The sequence below is a fragment of the Streptomyces sp. NPDC002669 genome (assembly GCF_042889165.1).
Taxonomy (GTDB): Bacteria; Actinomycetota; Actinomycetes; order Streptomycetales; family Streptomycetaceae; genus Streptomyces.
This window is the reverse complement of record NZ_JBIAQQ010000015.1, coordinates 159,313-175,653: the sequence shown is the minus strand read 5'-3', so window position 1 is coordinate 175,653 and position 16,341 is coordinate 159,313. Positions and strand designations below refer to the sequence as shown.

Sequence of the window (16,341 nt, the reverse complement as noted above, 5' to 3'; positions counted from 1 at the left end):
GTGTGCGGGGCCCTCGCCCGTGTCCGGTCGATCCGCCCGGTGCGGGCCGGATCCTTTCTCAGGACCGCAGGACCGCAGGACCGGGCCGGGGTTACGCGGCCTTCTTGGCGCCACCGAACGCGGCGACGGCGCCGAGCAGCAGGAAGATGTACGCCTTGAAGTCCGCCGCCTCGCCCCACGCCTTCGTCAGGGCGTCGAAGTGGTCGAAGAACAGCGTGGCCGCGGACTGCTGGGCCAGGTCGGACAGGATGATCGAGACGCCGATGAGCTGGCCGAGGTAGACGGCGCCCACCGACAGGATGGCACTGACCACGGGCAGGATCGGGTTGCGGCCGCCGACCTTGCTCGCCGCGAAGCCGACCAGGAAGCCGACACCGATGGCGATGTAGCCGATCTCGCGCTCGATCGCACCGGCGATGACGCCGTACAGGAAGGCCGCGACGAGGGCCGTGACCAGCGCCGTCAGCAGACCGAGGCCCACCTTGTCGCGCACCGGGGCCGGAGGGGCGAACGGCGCGCCGCCGAACGGCACGCCGGGCTGGCCGGGCTGCTGGCCTCCGAAGGGGTTGCCGCCGGGCTGGCCCCCGTACGGGTTGCCGCCGGGCTGGGCGTTGTAAGGCTGCTGCGGCTGGTTCGGCGGCGGCACGGGCTGGCTCATGAAGGGATCCCCCTGGAACGGAAGCGCACGATTGTGCGAGATGTGACGCCGCAGGCTAGCAGCCGCCTGTGACATCGCCCACCGGAATCTTCCGGGAAACCCTCCTCACAGCCGATGCGCGGCCCCTGCCGGGGTGGCCCCGCGGGTGTCCAGGAGGAGCTGTGCCTTCACCGCGAGGCCCTGGAGGTCGTAGGTCCGGTGGTGCTGGAGCAGCACCGTGAGGTCGGCGCTCGACGCGGCCTCGTACAGCGAGTCGGCGCGTGGAACGGGCAGCTCACGCACCCGCCAGTCCAGGACGTGCGGGTCGTGGTAGCCGATCTGCGCCCCCATGTCCATCAGCCGGCCCGCGATCTCCCGGGCGGGGGACGCCTCCTGGTCGGCGAGGTCGGGCTTGTAGGTGACGCCGAGCAGCAGCACCCGGGCGCCGCGGACGGATTTCCCGTGTTCGTTCAGCAGGGTGGCGCACCGCTGGATCACGTACTGCGGCATCCGGTCGTTGATCTCCTGGGCGAGCGAGACCATGCGCAGGGGGTGGCCGGGGGTGCGGCTGTGGTACGGGAGGCAGCCCGGGTCGACGGGGGCGCCGTGGCCGCCGACACCGGGGCCGGGCCGGAACGGCTGGAAGCCGAAGGGCTTGGTCTCGGCGCACCGGATGACGTCCCACAGGTCGACGCCGAGGTCGTGGCAGAGCACCGCCATCTCGTTGACCAGGGCGATGTTGACGTGCCGGAAGTTGGTCTCCAGGACCTTCGTCATCTCGGCCTCGCGCGTGCCGCGGGCCCGTACGACCTTGTCGGTGAGCCGGCCGTAGAAGGCGGCGGCGGATTCGGTGCAGGCGGGGGTGAGGCCGCCGATGACCTTGGGGGTGTTGGCGTAGCCGTGGGTCCGGTTGCCGGGGTCGAGGCGGCCGGGGGAGCAGGCGAGGTGGAAGTCGCGGCCGGCGCGCAGTCCGGAACCCGCTTCGAGCAGCGGCAGCACATGGTTCTCGGTGGTGCCGGGCGGCACGGCCGACTCCAGCAGGACGGTGGTGTGCGGGCGCAGCCGGGCGGCGAGCGCACGGGCCGCGTCGCCGACGGCGGTGAGGTCGAGGTTGCGGTCGGCGCCGAGCGGGGTGGGCGCGCAGATCACGGCGGTGCGGACGCGGCCCAGTTCGGCCGGGTCGGTGGTGGGGCGGAACCCGCGGGAGAGCATCCGGCGGATCTCCGAGGCGGTGAGCGACCCCTCGACGGGGGTGCGGCCCGCGGAGAGCTCCGTGCAGGCGCGTGGGTCGATGTCGTAGCCGACGGTCTCGATGCCGGCGGACACGGCGGCTTGGGCGAGGGGCAGGCCGAGGTGGCCGAGGCCGATGACGGCGAGGTCTGCGGGCATGTGGAGGGCCGTCCTTCCCGATCGGTCCAGGACCATGAAGGCAGAAAGCGCAACTGCTGGGGACAGCGCAATGTCACACTAGGGTTAAATATGACCTATTTGTCGCATTGCAAGGCTCCTGTCGTCCTGGTGTTGTCCACAGGCGGTGGCCGAAGTCGTGGACGGCGGACAGAATCGAGAGGTGGGCACGGGCCGTCCGGCTTTCACGTCGGGTAGCGCTCCGGTGCCGGACCACCCCGATCCATCCGGGAGGCAGCGGTGAGGACAGCGACACTGGGACCTGCGGAACGCGCCGAGGCGCTGGCCGCGATGGCCGAGCGCGAACTGGACGTACTGGTCGTGGGAGCGGGCGTGGTCGGCGCCGGTACGGCGCTGGACGCGGTGACGAGAGGGCTCTCGACCGGTCTGGTCGAGGCCCGGGACTGGGCGTCGGGCACATCGAGCAGGTCGAGCAAGCTGATCCACGGTGGACTGCGCTATCTGGAGATGCTCGACTTCGCGCTCGTGCGGGAGGCGCTGAAGGAGCGCGGGCTGCTCCTCCAACGGCTGGCCCCGCACCTGGTGAAGCCGGTGCCCTTCCTCTACCCCTTGCAGCACAAGGGCTGGGAGCGGTTCTACGCCGGCTCCGGGGTCGCGCTCTACGACGCGATGTCGGTGTCCTCGGGCCACGGCCGGGGACTGCCCGTGCACCGGCACCTCTCCCGCCACCATGCCCTGCGCGTCGCCCCGGCACTGCGGAAGGACGCCCTGGTCGGGGCGTTGCAGTACTACGACGCGCAGATGGACGACGCCCGCTACGTGGCGACGTTGGTGCGCACCGCCTCGGGTTACGGCGCGCACGTGGCCAACCGGGCGCGGGTGATCGGCTTCCTGCGGGAGGGCGAGCGGGTCGTCGGCGCCCTCGTCGAGGACGTAGAGACGGGCCGGGAGTACGAGGTCAGGGCCAAACAGGTGGTCAACGCGACCGGGGTGTGGACGGACGACACCCAGGCGCTGATCGGGGAGCGCGGCCAGTTCCACGTACGGGCGTCCAAGGGCATCCACCTGGTCGTCCCCAAGGACCGCATCCACTCCACGACCGGGCTGATCCTGCGGACCGAGAAGTCCGTCCTCTTCGTCATCCCGTGGGGCCGGCACTGGATCATCGGGACGACGGACACCGACTGGGACCTGGACAAGGCGCACCCGGCGGCGTCCAGCGCCGACATCGACTACCTGCTCGAACATGTCAACTCGGTCCTGGCCACGCCCCTGACCAGGGACGACGTCGAGGGCGTCTACGCCGGCCTGCGGCCGTTGCTGGCCGGGGAGTCCGACGCCACCAGCAAGCTCTCGCGCGAGCACACGGTGGCGCATCCGCTGCCGGGCCTCGTGGTCGTGGCGGGCGGCAAGTACACGACGTACCGGGTGATGGCGAAGGACGCGGTGGACGAGGCGGTGCACGGCCTCGACCAGCGGGTGGCGGACTGCGTCACCGAGGACATCCCGCTGCTGGGGGCCGAGGGGTACCGGGCGCTGTGGAACGCCCGCGCGAGGATCGCGGCCAGGACCGGCCTCCATGTCGCCCGGGTGGAGCACCTGCTCAACCGCTACGGCTCCATGACCGAGGAGCTCCTCGAACTCGTCCTCCGCGATCCGGCGCTGGGCGAGCCGCTGCCCGCGGCCGACGACTACCTGAAGGCCGAGATCGTCTACGCGGCCTCGCACGAGGGCGCGCGTCACCTCGACGACGTACTGACCCGGCGCACCCGGATCTCCATAGAGACCTTCGACCGGGGCACGCGCAGCGCCAGGATCTGCGCGGAGCTGATGGCGCCGGTGCTGGGCTGGGACGAGGGGCAGGTCGACCGGGAGGTCGAGCACTACGAGAAGCGGGTGCAGGCGGAACGGGAGTCGCAGCGCCAGCCGGACGACCTCACGGCGGACGCGGCGCGGCTCGGGGCCCCGGACATCGTGCCGATCTAGAACGCGGGCCGTTTCGTCGGGGTGCCCATCGAGCGGCCGTGTGCGCCGGCAGGGGACGGCGCACACGGCTCGGGGGGCGGTGACGGCGCACACGGCTCGGGAAAGGGAGGGCGGTTCAGGAGGAAGCGGGGGCGGCCGGGGTGCAGAACTCCGCGTCGAGCAGTTCCTGTTCGAGGGAATCCCCGTCGGTCAGGGTGTCCGTGTCGGCGCGGTACGTCAGGGTGTGCCGCCCGTCGCGAGTGGCGGCGGTACGGACGTAACTGCCCGCTATGCGGCCGCTGTGGCCCCAGACGATGGTGCCGCAGGACAGCTTCCGCGGATGGATGCCCAGGCCGTAGGCGCCGTGCGTGGCCTCCGTGTCCAGCATGGCCGTCAGCTGGGCCGGCGGGAGGAGGCGGCCGCCCAACAGGGCCGACTGGAAACGGTCGAGGTCGCCGAGGGTGGAGATCAGTTCCCCGGCCGCGCCCGCCGTGCGCGGGTCGAGGTCGGTGACGTCGCGGAGCGTGCCGTCGGCCGGGTCCCGGGTGTAGCCGCGGCCGTGCGGGGCGGGCAGGTGGGTGCGGGCGCCCGGGAGGGAGGTGCCGGTGAGACGGAGGGGGTTGATGATGCGGTTGCGGATCTCGGTGGCGTAGCCGTGGCCGGTGACCCGTTGAACGACGAGTCCGAGTACGGCGTAATTGGTGTTGGAGTAGGCGTAGTGGCCGGGGGCGCTCGTGGGGCGGTGGGCCAGGGCGACCCGGATCGCGTCGGTGGGGGAGACGGGATGGGCGGACGCGTCGGCGGTGTAGTCGTACAGGCCGCTGGTGTGGTTGAGCAGGGCGCGCAGGGTGATGCGGCGGCCGTCGTTGCCGTGACCCCCGATCAGTCCGGGCAGCAGCCGGTCGACGGGGTCGGACAGACGCAGCCGCCGTTCCCCGGCGAGTTGGAGCACGACCGTGGCGACGAAGGTCTTGGTGACGCTGCCCGCCCGGAACCGGTCCGCCTGTCGGATGCCCGGCCCCGTCGAGCGGTAGGTGTCGTACGGTGCGGGAGGGACCCGACGGGCCAGCAGTGCCGCCGTGGGGGCACCTCCCCGGGCGACGAGCCGCGGAAGGTGAGTGGCCGCGGGGGCGAGGTGTGGTTCGCTGGGCGGGGACGCTGTTCGCAGGGCGAGCAGCACCAGCACCAACGGGGTGACGAACAATGCCCTGGGCATCGGCATGGCGGGGAATCCCTTTCTCCGGGCACATCATGACGGGCCCGTGGACCCCGCACCACGACCGGTGCCGGGGTGAGGGACAATGAACGCTCTGCCAGGGCGGGTTGATCGCAGAGGGGACGCATGTCGGAGGCGGAGCAGGCACGGGAGCCCCAACGGGACACGGACGGACGTCTCCTCGCGGGTCGGTACCGGCTCGGGGAGGTGCTCGGCCGGGGCGGTATGGGCACGGTCTGGCGTGCCGCCGACGAGACGCTGGGCCGCACGGTCGCGGTCAAGGAGCTGAGGTTCCCCTCGGCCATCGACGAGGACGAGAAGCGCCGGCTCATCACGCGCACCCTGCGCGAGGCGAAGGCGATCGCCCGGATCCGCAACAACGGCGCCGTGACGGTCTACGACGTGGTCGACGAGGACGACCGGCCGTGGATCGTGATGGAGCTCATCGAGGGCAAGTCCCTCGCCGAGGCCATCCGCGAGGACGGCGTCCTGACGCCGAAGCGGGCGGCCGAGGTCGGCCTCGCGATACTCGACGTGCTCAGATCGGCGCACCGCGAGGGCATCCTGCACCGTGACGTGAAGCCGTCCAACGTCCTGATCGCCGAGGACGGCCGGGTCGTGCTGACCGACTTCGGCATCGCCCAGGTCGAGGGCGACCCGTCGGTCACCTCGACGGGCATGCTCGTCGGCGCGCCCTCGTACATCTCCCCGGAGCGCGCCCGCGGGCACAAGCCGGGCCCGCCCGCCGACCTGTGGTCGCTCGGCGGCCTGCTGTACGCCAGCGTCGAGGGTACCCCGCCGTACGACAAGGGGTCGGCGATCGCCACCCTGACCGCGGTGATGATCGAGCCGCTCGACCCGCCGAAGAACGCCGGTCCGCTGAAGGACGTTATCTACGGCCTCCTCGCCAAGGACCCTGATCAGCGGCTCGACGACGCGGGCGCCCGCACCCTGCTCAACGACGTGATCCACGCTCCCGAGAAGCCGGAGCCGGCGGCGGTTCCGCCCGCCGAGGCCACCCAGGTCATGGCCCTGCCCAAGGCGCCGGACGAGCCCCGCCCCAAGTCGGCGTCGAAGCCCGCGGAGCAGGGCGAGGGCGCGCGGGACCGGCTGCGGGGCGCGCTGCGTTCCGTGCGCAACGCGAAGGCGACCCCGGTCGCCGCCGCCGGTACGGCCGCTGCCGCCGCCCCGGCCACCGTTCCGCCCCCGCCCCGGACGCCCCCGTCCGCCGCCGCGGCGAGCGGTCCGGCGTCCCCGGCGAAGCCCGGCCGGCCCGCCGCCCCGGCGACCGGCGCGGCCACGGTGGCCTCCGCCTCCGTGCCGCCGCCCCGCCCGGCCACGTCGCCGCCCGCCCCGCCGCGCGCGTCCATCACGGACGTGGTGCCGCGCCGCACCCTGGCGATCATCGCCGTGGTGATCGCGCTCGTCCTGGTCGGCACGATCCTCGCGCTCACGCTCGGCGGGGACGACAAGGACAACGCCGGCGGCGGCAACGGCAAGGACGACAAGTCCACCTCGGCCGGGTCCTCGACGGCCGTCGGCGGCTCCTCCACGGACACCGACAGCGGCAACGGCGGAGGCAGCGGCAAGGACCAGGGCAAGGACCAGAACGGCGCCCCGGGCCAGGACGCGGACAAGGGCAAGGACAAGGGCGACGGGGCGGACGGCTCGAAGGGCGACAAGCCCGGTGACGCCCTGCCCGCCGGGTTCCGGAAGGTCACGAGCAAGCGTTTCCACTTCACGGTGGCCATGCCCAAGAACTTCCGGTTCGACCAGACGGCCGGCAGCAACTCCGGCGCCATCTACAACGTCGACGGCGGCTTCCCGCGCATCCAGATCGACTACACCGACTCGCCCGGCGGCGACGCCGCCGCGGCCTGGAACGCCGCACGGGCCGCCGTCGCCGCCACCAGCAGGGGCTACAAGCACTTCGGCATCAAGAAGGTCGAGTACAACGGCTACCCGACCGTCGCCGACTGGCAGTTCGAGCGCACCCAGCAGGGCCAGAAGGTCCGGGTGCTCAACCGGGGCTTCAAGGTCGACGCCGGCCACGGCTACGCGATCATGATCAGTTGCAAGGCGGACGAGTGGAACGGCGCGGAGTGCCGGAAGCTGCGCGAGGTCGCGTTCGACACGTTCAAGCCCGTCGACTGACCGGACCGGCCGGACCGACCGGAACCAGCGACTCCGATGGAACCGGACGATCCGGCCGGTCCGTCTGACTCCTCGGGGGAAAGGGGCCGGGTTGCACCGACCCCGGCGCGTGGCCGTCACGTGCCACGTATCGTGAGAGCCTGAAGACCGTACGCAGCCGGGACGATGAGTCAGTTGCACGGTGGGCGACCGCAATTGACGGGTTGATGCGGTCCCTTGTGACCGGGGGGACAACGCGCTCTGGGGAGGCGTCGTGGACGACTACGCGGGTCGGGTGCTTGCCGACCGTTACCGCCTTCCGTTGTCCCGGTCGGACGAGTACGAACCGGTCGAGACCCGGGCGTTCGACACCTACAGCGGGCAGGAGGTCCTGGTCCGGCAGGTGCCGTTGCCCGAGGTGGTGGACGCCGAGGTGCTCGGCGCGGACGGCTCGGCACCAACCGGTTTCCGGGGTGCCACAGGGGCGGTGCGGCAGCCGGCGGACCCGGTGGTGCGGCGTGCCGTCGAGGCGGCGCAGGCGGCGGCCCAGGTGCCCGACCACCCCCGGCTCGGCCAGGTCTTCGACGTGTTCGCCGAGGCGGGTTCGCTCTGGATCGTGAGCGAGTTCGTCGCGGCCCGGCCGCTCGCGAGCCTGCTCGCGGAGCGCCCGCTCAGCCCCTTCCGGGCCGCCGAGATCGGCTCCGACGTACTGGCCGCGCTGCGGGCGCTGCACGCCCACGGCTGGACCCACCGGAACATCACCGTCCGCACGGTGCTGATCTGCGACGACGGCCGCGTCATGCTGACCGGCCTGGCGGCCGGGGCGGCGGAGGAGGCGCTCTGTGGGTACGTGACGACGCCCCGGCCCGACGACGAGGACGACGACCACGCGGACGGATACGACCACGCGGACGGATACGGCGACGCGGACGGATACGGCGACGGGGACGGGTACGACGACGAGGGCGGGTACGACCACGGTGACCACGACCGTTCCGGGGCAGGGGTGTTCGCGCCGCCCCGGCCCGCCGTGCCTCCGGCGCCCGCGCCCATGGCCGAGGTCCCGGCCTCGCGCGGCCGGATGGCGATAGGGACGGGCCGGGACGACGACGATCCGCACGGCGACGGGGACGACGACGCGTATGCCGACGACGAGGCGTACGCGGACGCCGACGAAGATCCGTACGGGGACGACGACCGCTCCGGTGACGTACGGAGAGGGGCGGCGCCCGGTCTCCCGGGCGATCTGGAGGCCGTGCCGCGCCCGGTGAGCCACGCCTTCCCGGCGGCCCCGTCCAGGGACTTCACGCAGTCGCGGACCGGGCGCCCCGACGCGATCGTCGCCTACCGCGAGGGCGCCCGCGCCGGTGCGCGCCTCAGCGAGGACCGGCGCCGCGCCGAGGCGGAGGACACCGGCAGCCTGCCGGTCCAGCGCGCCGGTACGGACGCCGCCGAGGACGACGGCACCGGTAACGCCGACGGAGCCACCGGGACGACGGCCCCGTACGCCGGATCCCCCTGGGCCAAGGGCCCGTACGGCGACGACGTCCCGCACGCCGAGGACCCGTACGAGGACGAGGACGACGAGGGCGGGAGCGAGGACGGAAACGGCGGGGACATCCACGACGCCGAGAGCGTCCATGACGCCGGGGACGACCGCGATGCCGGGGAGGGCCGTACGCCCCCGGGCCCCGCGTCTCCCCCTCGGCGGGCGTATCTCATCGGCTCGTGGGACGACGGGCCCGGAGCGGGGCGCCCCGTTCCCGCCGGAGGATCGGGGCAGGACGCGCTGCGGGCCGAGTCCCGGCGCGGCGGCGTGCCGGCCCTCCCCGCGCACCTGCCGGAGCAGCCCTCGGCGGGCCGCTGGGACGAGGACGACGAGGGCGGCCGTACGGCCTCCGGCTACCGGGGCCCCGCCACCCCCCTCGCCGCCGAGCGGGCCCGGCAGACCCGGATCGCGGTCGTGGGCGCGGTCACCGAGCGCTGGGCGCCCGAGCAGGCCGGCCCCGTCCACGAGAACTGGCAGCTGGCACCGCCGATCGGCCCCGCCACCGATCTCTGGGCGCTGGGCGCGCTGCTCTACCGCGCCGTTCAGGGCCACGCCCCCTACCCCGAGGAGAACGCGGCCGAACTGGTGCAGATGGTGTGCGCCGAGCCGCCGGCGTTCGCCGAGGAGTGCGGTCCGCTGCGCCCCGTCGTCGAGTCCCTGCTGCGCCAGGACCCCACCGAGCGGCCGGACTTCGAGGAACTGAGCGGCTGGCTGCGCTCCCTGGTCCGTTCGGCGCCCGAGCCCGAGGCCGGTCTGGACGTCGTACCTCTGCCGGCCTCGGACAGCGCCCGGCTCCCCATCGTGCGCCGCCGGGGCGAGCTGGTCCGCCGTCGCCGCGGGCGCAACGCGGCCCACGGCCGCCACCGCCACGCCAAGAACAGGTCCGGCCGGCCGGCGCAGCCGGAGCAGCAGGACGCCGGACTCGACCTGCTGGGCGGATTCGACCGGCAGGACGGGTTCGAGCGGCAGGACGGGCCCCGGGCCGAGCGGGCCCCCAGGCCGGCCAAGGCCCCCAGGGCTCCCAGGGCGCCGCGCGAGCCCAAGGCGCTGCGCACCCCGCCCCGGTTCGCCGAGGGCCGGGCGCCGCGCAGGCTCGGGCGGCTGCTCCTGCTGCTGATTTTGCTGGTCATGGCCGCCGCCATCGCGTACGCCGTGATGTTCATGCCCAAGTCGGGCGACGGACAGGGCAACGGCTCATCGGGGCCCGGAGCGTCGACGTCCGGTTCGCCGGAGCCCGGCACGGGGGAGACCGGCGGCCAGGATTCGCCCGGCTCCCAGCAGCCGCAGACCAGCCGCTCCGCGGTCGCGCTCGCCCCCGGCTACACCCTGCGCAAGGACGCCGAGGGCTTCGAGGTCGGCGCGCCCAGGAGCTGGCGGCGCACCCCGGCCAACGCCGACCGTCAGATCCGTTACGGCGGCGACGGTTTCAGCCTGCTGATCGTCCCGGGCCGTGACGCGGTCGGGTCCGGTGGCGACGACCCGCTGGCGTACCAGGCCGACAAGGAACTGGAGCTGCAGCAGTTCCGCGACTCCGAGTGGTCGGGGTCGAGCGGGCTGCGCCGGATCGACGTGGGCCGACAGGCCATGGCGGAGGGCCAGTTCACCTGGCAGGACGCCTCGGGGCGCGAGGTGTACGCCCGCAACCTCGTGATGGTCGTCGAGGGCCGCTACCACGTGATCCAGGTCATCGGCCCGGAGAACCGGCGTGACAAGGTTTCGGACATCTATGAACAAGCCATCTCTTCCTACCGGGTGACGTCCTGACCCCGCTCCGTGCGGCGGCCGGCATGTGACGGAGCGACAAGCATCACAGTGCGGTCTCGTGGGCGGTGCGAGGTTCCGTGGCCGTGCGTCCGCTCCGTAATCTGGCACCTGAGGTACGGGGCGGGGACACGGGGCGGGGACACGTGGAGCAATCACAGGGCACGGAATCGGGACTGTTGCTGGCCGGAAGGTATCGGTTGGGCGAGGTCCTGGGACGCGGCGGCATGGGCAAGGTGTGGCGGGCCCACGACGAGGTGCTGCACCGCACGGTCGCGGTCAAGGAGCTGACCGCCGGGCAGTACGTCGCCGAGGCGGACCGGGTCGTCCTGCACGCCCGGACGCAGAAGGAGGCGCGGGCCGCCGCCCGGATCACGCACCCGGGCGTGGTCACCGTCCACGACGTGCTGGAGTACGACAACCGGCCCTGGATCGTCATGCAGTACGTCGACGGCCCGTCACTGGCCGACGCGGCCAAGGAGTCCGGCGAGATGGAGCCGCGCGAGGCGGCCAGGATCGGCCTCCACGTCCTGGGCGCCCTGCGCGCCGCGCACGCGGCGGGGGTCCTGCACCGCGACGTCAAGCCCGGCAACGTCCTGCTCGCCGGGGACGGGCAGGTGCTGCTCACCGACTTCGGGATCGCCGCCATCGAGGGCGACTCGACCATCACCCGGACCGGCGAACTGGTCGGCTCCATCGACTACCTGGCGCCCGAACGGGTCCGCGGCGCCGACCCCGGCCCCGCCTCCGACCTGTGGTCGCTCGGCGCCACGCTCTACACCGCGGTCGAGGGGCGCTCGCCCTTCCGCCGCACGTCCCCGATCTCCACCATGCAGGCCGTCGTCACCGACGAGCCGCCGACGCCCGGCCGGGCGGGCCCGCTGGCCCCCGTGATCACCGCGCTGCTCCGCAAGGAGCCGGACGAGCGACCGACGGCGGCGGAGGCCGAGCGGATGCTGCTGGACGCCATGGAGGGCCGCGAACCCGTGGCCGCGCAGGCGTTCGTGCCGACGCAGCGGGTCACCGGCGAGATGCTGCACTCCCTGGGCCAGGAGGGCACCACCGCCCCGACGGCGCCCGTTCCGCCGTCCGACCCCGATGCCCGGCCGCCCGCCCCGGACCCGGTGACCCGCCGCAGCCGCGGACGCTGGCGCACCGCGGTCCTGGTCGTCGCGATCGCGGCGCTGGTCGGCGGCGGCGCGGGGCTCGCCGCGATGAAGTACGGGGACCGCACGGAGAAGTCCATCGAGCAGCCCGAGGGGACCAAGGGCGCCGATGCCGGCAAGCCCGCGACCGATCCCGACACCGGCAAGTCCGCGACCGATCCCGACGCCCCGTCCTCGCCGAAGCCCACCGACGAGGTGAAGGACGTGCCCGACGGCTGGCACCGGGTGGAGGACCCCGAGGGCTTCAGCCTGACCGTGCCCGACGGCTGGGAACGCCGGATGGACGGCAACCAGATCGACTACACCCCGGACGGCGGTGTGCACTACATCCGGATCAGCATCGACCCGGAGCCCGACTTCGAGAACCCGTACATGCACATGCTGAGCCTGGAGGCGCAGCTCTCCCGGCGGCTTCCCGGCTACCAGCGCCAGACCCTGCACTCCAACACGTACCGGGACCGGCCGGGATCGCTCTGGGAGTTCACCTGGACCGAGACCAAGCAGCACCCGGGGCCCCGGCACGCGATCGACCAGATGTACTTCGGGGAGACGGGCGGACCCGAGTACGCGCTGTACATGACGGGCCCGGAGGAGGACTGGGAGACGACCCGGGCGCAGTTCGACACGATGCTGCGCAGCTGGCGGGCGCCGGGCGAATCCGCCGACTGAGCCGGACGGCTCCGACGGGACCGGGCCGGAGGCGGCTTGGACGGGACCGGACCGGAGACGCGGCCCGGCGGAGGCGGGCCGGTCCGGAGGGGATGGTTCCGGCCACGTCGCGCCGGGTGGTCCCGGTGCGGCCGGACCGGACGGCTCCGGTGACGTCATGCCGAGTCGCCGGGGCGGAAGGCCCCTGATCAGGGGCTTCGTTGCCAGTGATCACTGGCTTGTTTGTGAGGACTGTGAAAACCCGTTACCCACGGGTACCCAAAGTGTGCGGGTGGACGTACTCTCGCCCTCATGACGGACTCGCAGGCCTCCACGTCCACTTCCGCGGCCCAGCTCGGCACCAACCCCGTGGCCGCCGCCCCCGCCGGGGTGCGCACCGCCGCCGATGTGGTGACACCCGAAGTGATCGCCCAGCTCACCCGGGGCGTGGTCGGCTCGGGCCGCACGGCCAACCACACCCCCTTCACCGGGGAGAAGCTGGCCGACCTGCCGGAGTCCACCCCCGAGGACGTGGCGACCGCCTTCGAGCGGGCCCGCGCCGCCCAGCCCGCCTGGGCCGCGACCCCCGTGCGCGCCCGCGCCGCCGTGCTGCTCCGCTTCCACGACCTGGTGCTCAGCCGCCAGGCCGAGGTGCTCGACCTGATCCAGCTGGAGACCGGCAAGGCCCGGCTGCACGCCCACGAGGAGGTGCAGGCCGTCGCCGTCGCGGCCCGCCACTACGGGCGCAGGGCCGCCGCGTACCTGAAGCCGAAGCGGCACACCGGCGTCGTGCCGACCCTCACCAAGGTCACCGAGCTGCGCCAGCCGCGCGGCGTCGTCGGCCAGATCGCGCCGTGGAACTACCCGCTGGAGCTGTCCGTCGGCGACGCGCTGCCCGCGTTCGTCTCCGGCAACGCCGTCGTGATGAAGCCCGACACGGAGACCGCGCTGACCGCGCTATGGGCCCGTGACCTGCTGATCGAGGCCGGACTGCCCGCCGAGGTCTTCCAGGTCGTCCTCGGCGAGGGCCCCGTCGTCGGCCCCGAGGTCGTCAAGCACGCCGACTACGTCTCGTTCACCGGCTCCACCCGCACCGGCCGCGAGGTCGCACAGGGCGCCGCGGCCCGGCTGGTCGGCGTCTCGCTGGAGCTCGGCGGCAAGAACGCCATGCTGGTCCTGAAGGACGCCGACGTGGAGAAGGCCGCCGCGGGCGCCGTCCGCGCCTGCTTCTCCTCCGCCGGACAGCTCTGCATCTCCATCGAGCGGCTGTACGTCCACGAGTCGATCGCCGACGACTTCGTGGCCCGCTTCGCCGCCCGCACCAAGGCCATGCGGCTCGGCAGCTCCCTCGCCTACGGCGCCGACATGGGCTCCCTGGTCGGCGAACGCCAGCTGGAGACCGTCAGCCGGCACGTCGCGGAGGCCGTGGAGAAGGGCGCCAGGCTCGTCGCGGGCGGGGTCGCCCGCCCCGACATCGGCCCGCTGTTCTACGAGCCGACCATCCTCGACGGCGTCGAGGCGCCGATGGCCGTCTGCACCGAGGAGACCTTCGGCCCGGTCGTCTCCGTCTACCGCTTCACCGACGAGGACGAGGTCGTCGCGCTGGCCAACGCCACCCCGTACGGCCTGAACTCCAGCGTCTGGACGAAGGACTCCCGGCGCGGCCACCAGGTCGCCGCCCGGCTGCGCACCGGCACGGTCAACATCAACGAGGGCTACGCCCCCGCGTACGGCAGCGTGCAGTCCCCGATGGGCGGCATGAAGGACTCCGGGCTCGGCCGCCGGCACGGCTCCGAGGGCATCCTCAAGTACACCGAGGCGCAGACCGTCGCCCAGCAGCGCCTGATGCCGCTCGCCCCGTCCTTCGGCATGGACGACGAGAAGTACGCCGCGTTCATGAGCGCCGGCCTCAAGGCGATGAAGGCGTTCCGTCTGCGCTGACCCCGTTCCGCCCGCGCCGACACCGGTGGTGCCGGAGCGCCTTCCGCCCGTTTCGCACCGAGGAGAGCCATGTCCCAGGACAGCCCTGCCCAGAATCGGCCCGCCGACCGGGAAACGGCCGACGACGACGCCTACGACTACGACGTGATCGTCGTCGGTTCGGGCTTCGGCGGCGCGGTCTCGGCCCTGCGGCTGACCGAGAAGGGGTACCGGGTCGGGGTGCTGGAGGCGGGCCGCCGCTTCACCCGCTCCGAACTCCCCAGGAACTCCTGGGACCTGAAGAACTTCCTGTGGGCCCCGGCGCTCGGCCTGTACGGCATCCAGCGCATCCACCTGCTGGGCAACGTCATGGTGCTGGCCGGCGCCGGCGTCGGCGGCGGTTCGCTGAACTACGCCAACACCCTGTACGAGCCGCTCGCGCCGTTCTTCGACGACCCGCAGTGGAAGGACATCACCGACTGGCGCGAGGAGCTCGCCCCGTACTACGACCAGGCCAAACGGATGCTGGGGGTCCGGCTCAACCCGACCATGACCCCCTCGGACGTCCACCTGAAGGCGACCGCGCAGGCCATGGGCATCGGCGACACGTTCCACATGGCGCCGGTGGGCGTCTTCTTCGGGGACGGCGAGGACGGCGACGGCACCGCGCGGGCCCGGCCGGGCGGCGAGGTCGCCGACCCGTTCTTCGGCGGGGCGGGTCCCTCCCGCAAGGCGTGCACCGAGTGCGGCGAGTGCATGACCGGCTGCCGGCACGGCGCGAAGAACACCCTCAACGAGAACTACCTCCACCTCGCCCAGGAAGCGGGCGCGGTCGTCCACCCGATGACCTCGGTCGTCGCGGTCGTCGAGGACTCCCGGGGCGGTTACGCGGTCAAGACCCTCCCCACCGACAACCGGAAGAAGGGCAAGGGCCGTACGTTCACCGCCCGCAAGGTGGTCGTCGCCGCGGGCACGTACGGCACCCAGACGCTGCTGCACCGGATGAAGGACACCGGGCTGCTGCCCCGGATCTCCCCCCGGCTCGGCGAGCTGACCCGTACCAACTCCGAGGGCCTGGTCGGCTCGCAGACCACCGACCGCCGCTACCGCAAGAAGCACGGGGCCGCGCGGGTCGACTTCACCCGGGGCGTCGCCATCACCTCCTCGATCCACCCGGACGAGAACACCCACATCGAGCCGGTCCGGTACGGCAAGGGCTCCAACTCGATGGGCGCGCTGACCGTCCTCCAGGTGCCGTACGGCGCGCACCGGGTGCGCAGGTGGCTGTTCGAACTGGCCAAGCACCCGACGCTCGCCCTGCGGTCGCTCTCCAACCGCCGCTGGTCGGAACGGACCATCATCGGGCTCGTCATGCAGTCGCTCGACAACTCCCTGACGACGTACCGCAAGCCCGGCGGCATCGGAAAGGGCCTGCTCACCGCCCGCCAGGGGCACGGCGCGCCCAACCCGACGCAGATCGAGGCGGCGACCCGGGGCGCCTCGCTCCTCGCCGAGGAGATCAACGGGTTCGCGGGGTCGAACGTGGGCGAGCTGATGGGCACCCCGCTCACCGCGCACTTCCTCGGCGGCTGCCCCATCGGCGCCACCGCCGAGGACGGGGTGATCGACCCGTACCACCGGCTCCACGGCCACCCCGGCATCTCGGTGGTCGACGGTGCGGCGGTCTCCGCGAACCTCGGCGTCAACCCGTCGCTCACCATCACCGCCCAGGCCGAGCGCGCGATGTCCTTCTGGCCCAACAAGGGCGAGGCGGACCCGCGCCCGGCGCAGGGCGAGGCGTACCGGCGGCTGGCCGCGGTCGAGCCGTGCGCGCCGGCCGTGCCGAAGGAGGCGTTCGGCGCGCTGCGGCTGCCGTTCCTCGGCATGCCGGCCGTTCCGCCGAAGAAGCAGCAGCCGTAACGCCCGGAGGGGCCGCGCCCCCTCCGGGCGCGGCCCCTCCGTACTCCCGATGGTCCGG

The 16,341-nt window shown here is 73.0% G+C and carries 9 protein-coding genes; 6 read left to right on the top strand and 3 right to left on the bottom strand.

All coding sequences use genetic code 11. From position 1 onward, the window contains the following. Positions 1-91: 91 nt before the first annotated feature. A complete protein-coding gene (locus tag ACFYW1_RS22785; protein WP_388995999.1) occupies positions 92-658 on the bottom strand; it encodes a hypothetical protein in 567 nt (188 codons plus the stop codon). A 105-nt stretch (positions 659-763) separates the two neighbouring features. Next, a complete protein-coding gene (locus tag ACFYW1_RS22780) occupies positions 764-2,026 on the bottom strand; it encodes a nucleotide sugar dehydrogenase (RefSeq protein ID WP_388995996.1) in 1,263 nt (420 codons plus the stop codon). A gap of 258 nt (positions 2,027-2,284) precedes the next feature. Between ACFYW1_RS22780 and ACFYW1_RS22775 the strand changes: the two genes are divergently transcribed. Beyond that, complete coding sequence (locus tag ACFYW1_RS22775; RefSeq protein ID WP_388995993.1) at positions 2,285-3,991, top strand: glycerol-3-phosphate dehydrogenase/oxidase; 1,707 nt, start codon at positions 2,285-2,287, stop codon at positions 3,989-3,991. 115 nt (positions 3,992-4,106) lie between these two features. Here ACFYW1_RS22775 and ACFYW1_RS22770 read toward each other — a convergent pair whose 3' ends face one another. Further along, positions 4,107-5,192, bottom strand: coding sequence for a serine hydrolase domain-containing protein (locus ACFYW1_RS22770; protein ID WP_388995989.1), 1,086 nt, complete (start codon positions 5,190-5,192; stop codon positions 4,107-4,109). Between the two features lie 120 nt (positions 5,193-5,312). Here ACFYW1_RS22770 and ACFYW1_RS22765 point away from each other — a divergent pair, with 120 nt between their 5' ends. The 5 genes from ACFYW1_RS22765 to ACFYW1_RS22745 all read left to right on the top strand — a co-directional run bounded on the left by ACFYW1_RS22765 (position 5,313) and on the right by ACFYW1_RS22745 (position 16,283). After that, on the top strand, positions 5,313-7,340 hold the full coding sequence (locus tag ACFYW1_RS22765; RefSeq protein WP_388995986.1) for a protein kinase: 2,028 nt from the start codon (positions 5,313-5,315) through the stop codon (positions 7,338-7,340). A 253-nt stretch (positions 7,341-7,593) separates the two neighbouring features. Further along, positions 7,594-10,632 carry a protein kinase gene (locus ACFYW1_RS22760; RefSeq protein ID WP_388995983.1) on the top strand — a complete coding sequence of 1,013 codons (3,039 nt, stop codon included), beginning with the start codon at positions 7,594-7,596 and terminating at the stop codon, positions 10,630-10,632. A 143-nt stretch (positions 10,633-10,775) separates the two neighbouring features. After that, positions 10,776-12,464 (top strand): protein kinase, encoded by a 1,689-nt coding sequence (locus ACFYW1_RS22755; RefSeq protein WP_388995980.1) that lies wholly within the window; start codon positions 10,776-10,778, stop codon positions 12,462-12,464. A gap of 291 nt (positions 12,465-12,755) precedes the next feature. After that, positions 12,756-14,384: a succinic semialdehyde dehydrogenase gene (locus ACFYW1_RS22750; protein WP_388995977.1), complete on the top strand. Its 1,629-nt coding sequence runs from the start codon at positions 12,756-12,758 to the stop codon at positions 14,382-14,384. 69 nt (positions 14,385-14,453) lie between these two features. Further along, positions 14,454-16,283, top strand: coding sequence for a GMC family oxidoreductase N-terminal domain-containing protein (locus tag ACFYW1_RS22745; RefSeq protein ID WP_388995974.1), 1,830 nt, complete (start codon positions 14,454-14,456; stop codon positions 16,281-16,283). The last annotated feature ends 58 nt before the right edge of the window (positions 16,284-16,341 follow it).

Coding starts and splice junctions, on each gene's coding strand:
- ACFYW1_RS22745 (WP_388995974.1), top strand. CDS start 14,454: ATGTCCCAGGACAGCCCTGCCCAGAATCGGCCCGCCGACCGGGAAACG.
- ACFYW1_RS22750 (WP_388995977.1), top strand. CDS start 12,756: ATGACGGACTCGCAGGCCTCCACGTCCACTTCCGCGGCCCAGCTCGGC.
- ACFYW1_RS22780 (WP_388995996.1), bottom strand. CDS start 2,026: ATGCCCGCAGACCTCGCCGTCATCGGCCTCGGCCACCTCGGCCTGCCC.
- ACFYW1_RS22770 (WP_388995989.1), bottom strand. CDS start 5,192: ATGCCGATGCCCAGGGCATTGTTCGTCACCCCGTTGGTGCTGGTGCTG.
- ACFYW1_RS22765 (WP_388995986.1), top strand. CDS start 5,313: ATGTCGGAGGCGGAGCAGGCACGGGAGCCCCAACGGGACACGGACGGA.
- ACFYW1_RS22785 (WP_388995999.1), bottom strand. CDS start 658: ATGAGCCAGCCCGTGCCGCCGCCGAACCAGCCGCAGCAGCCTTACAAC.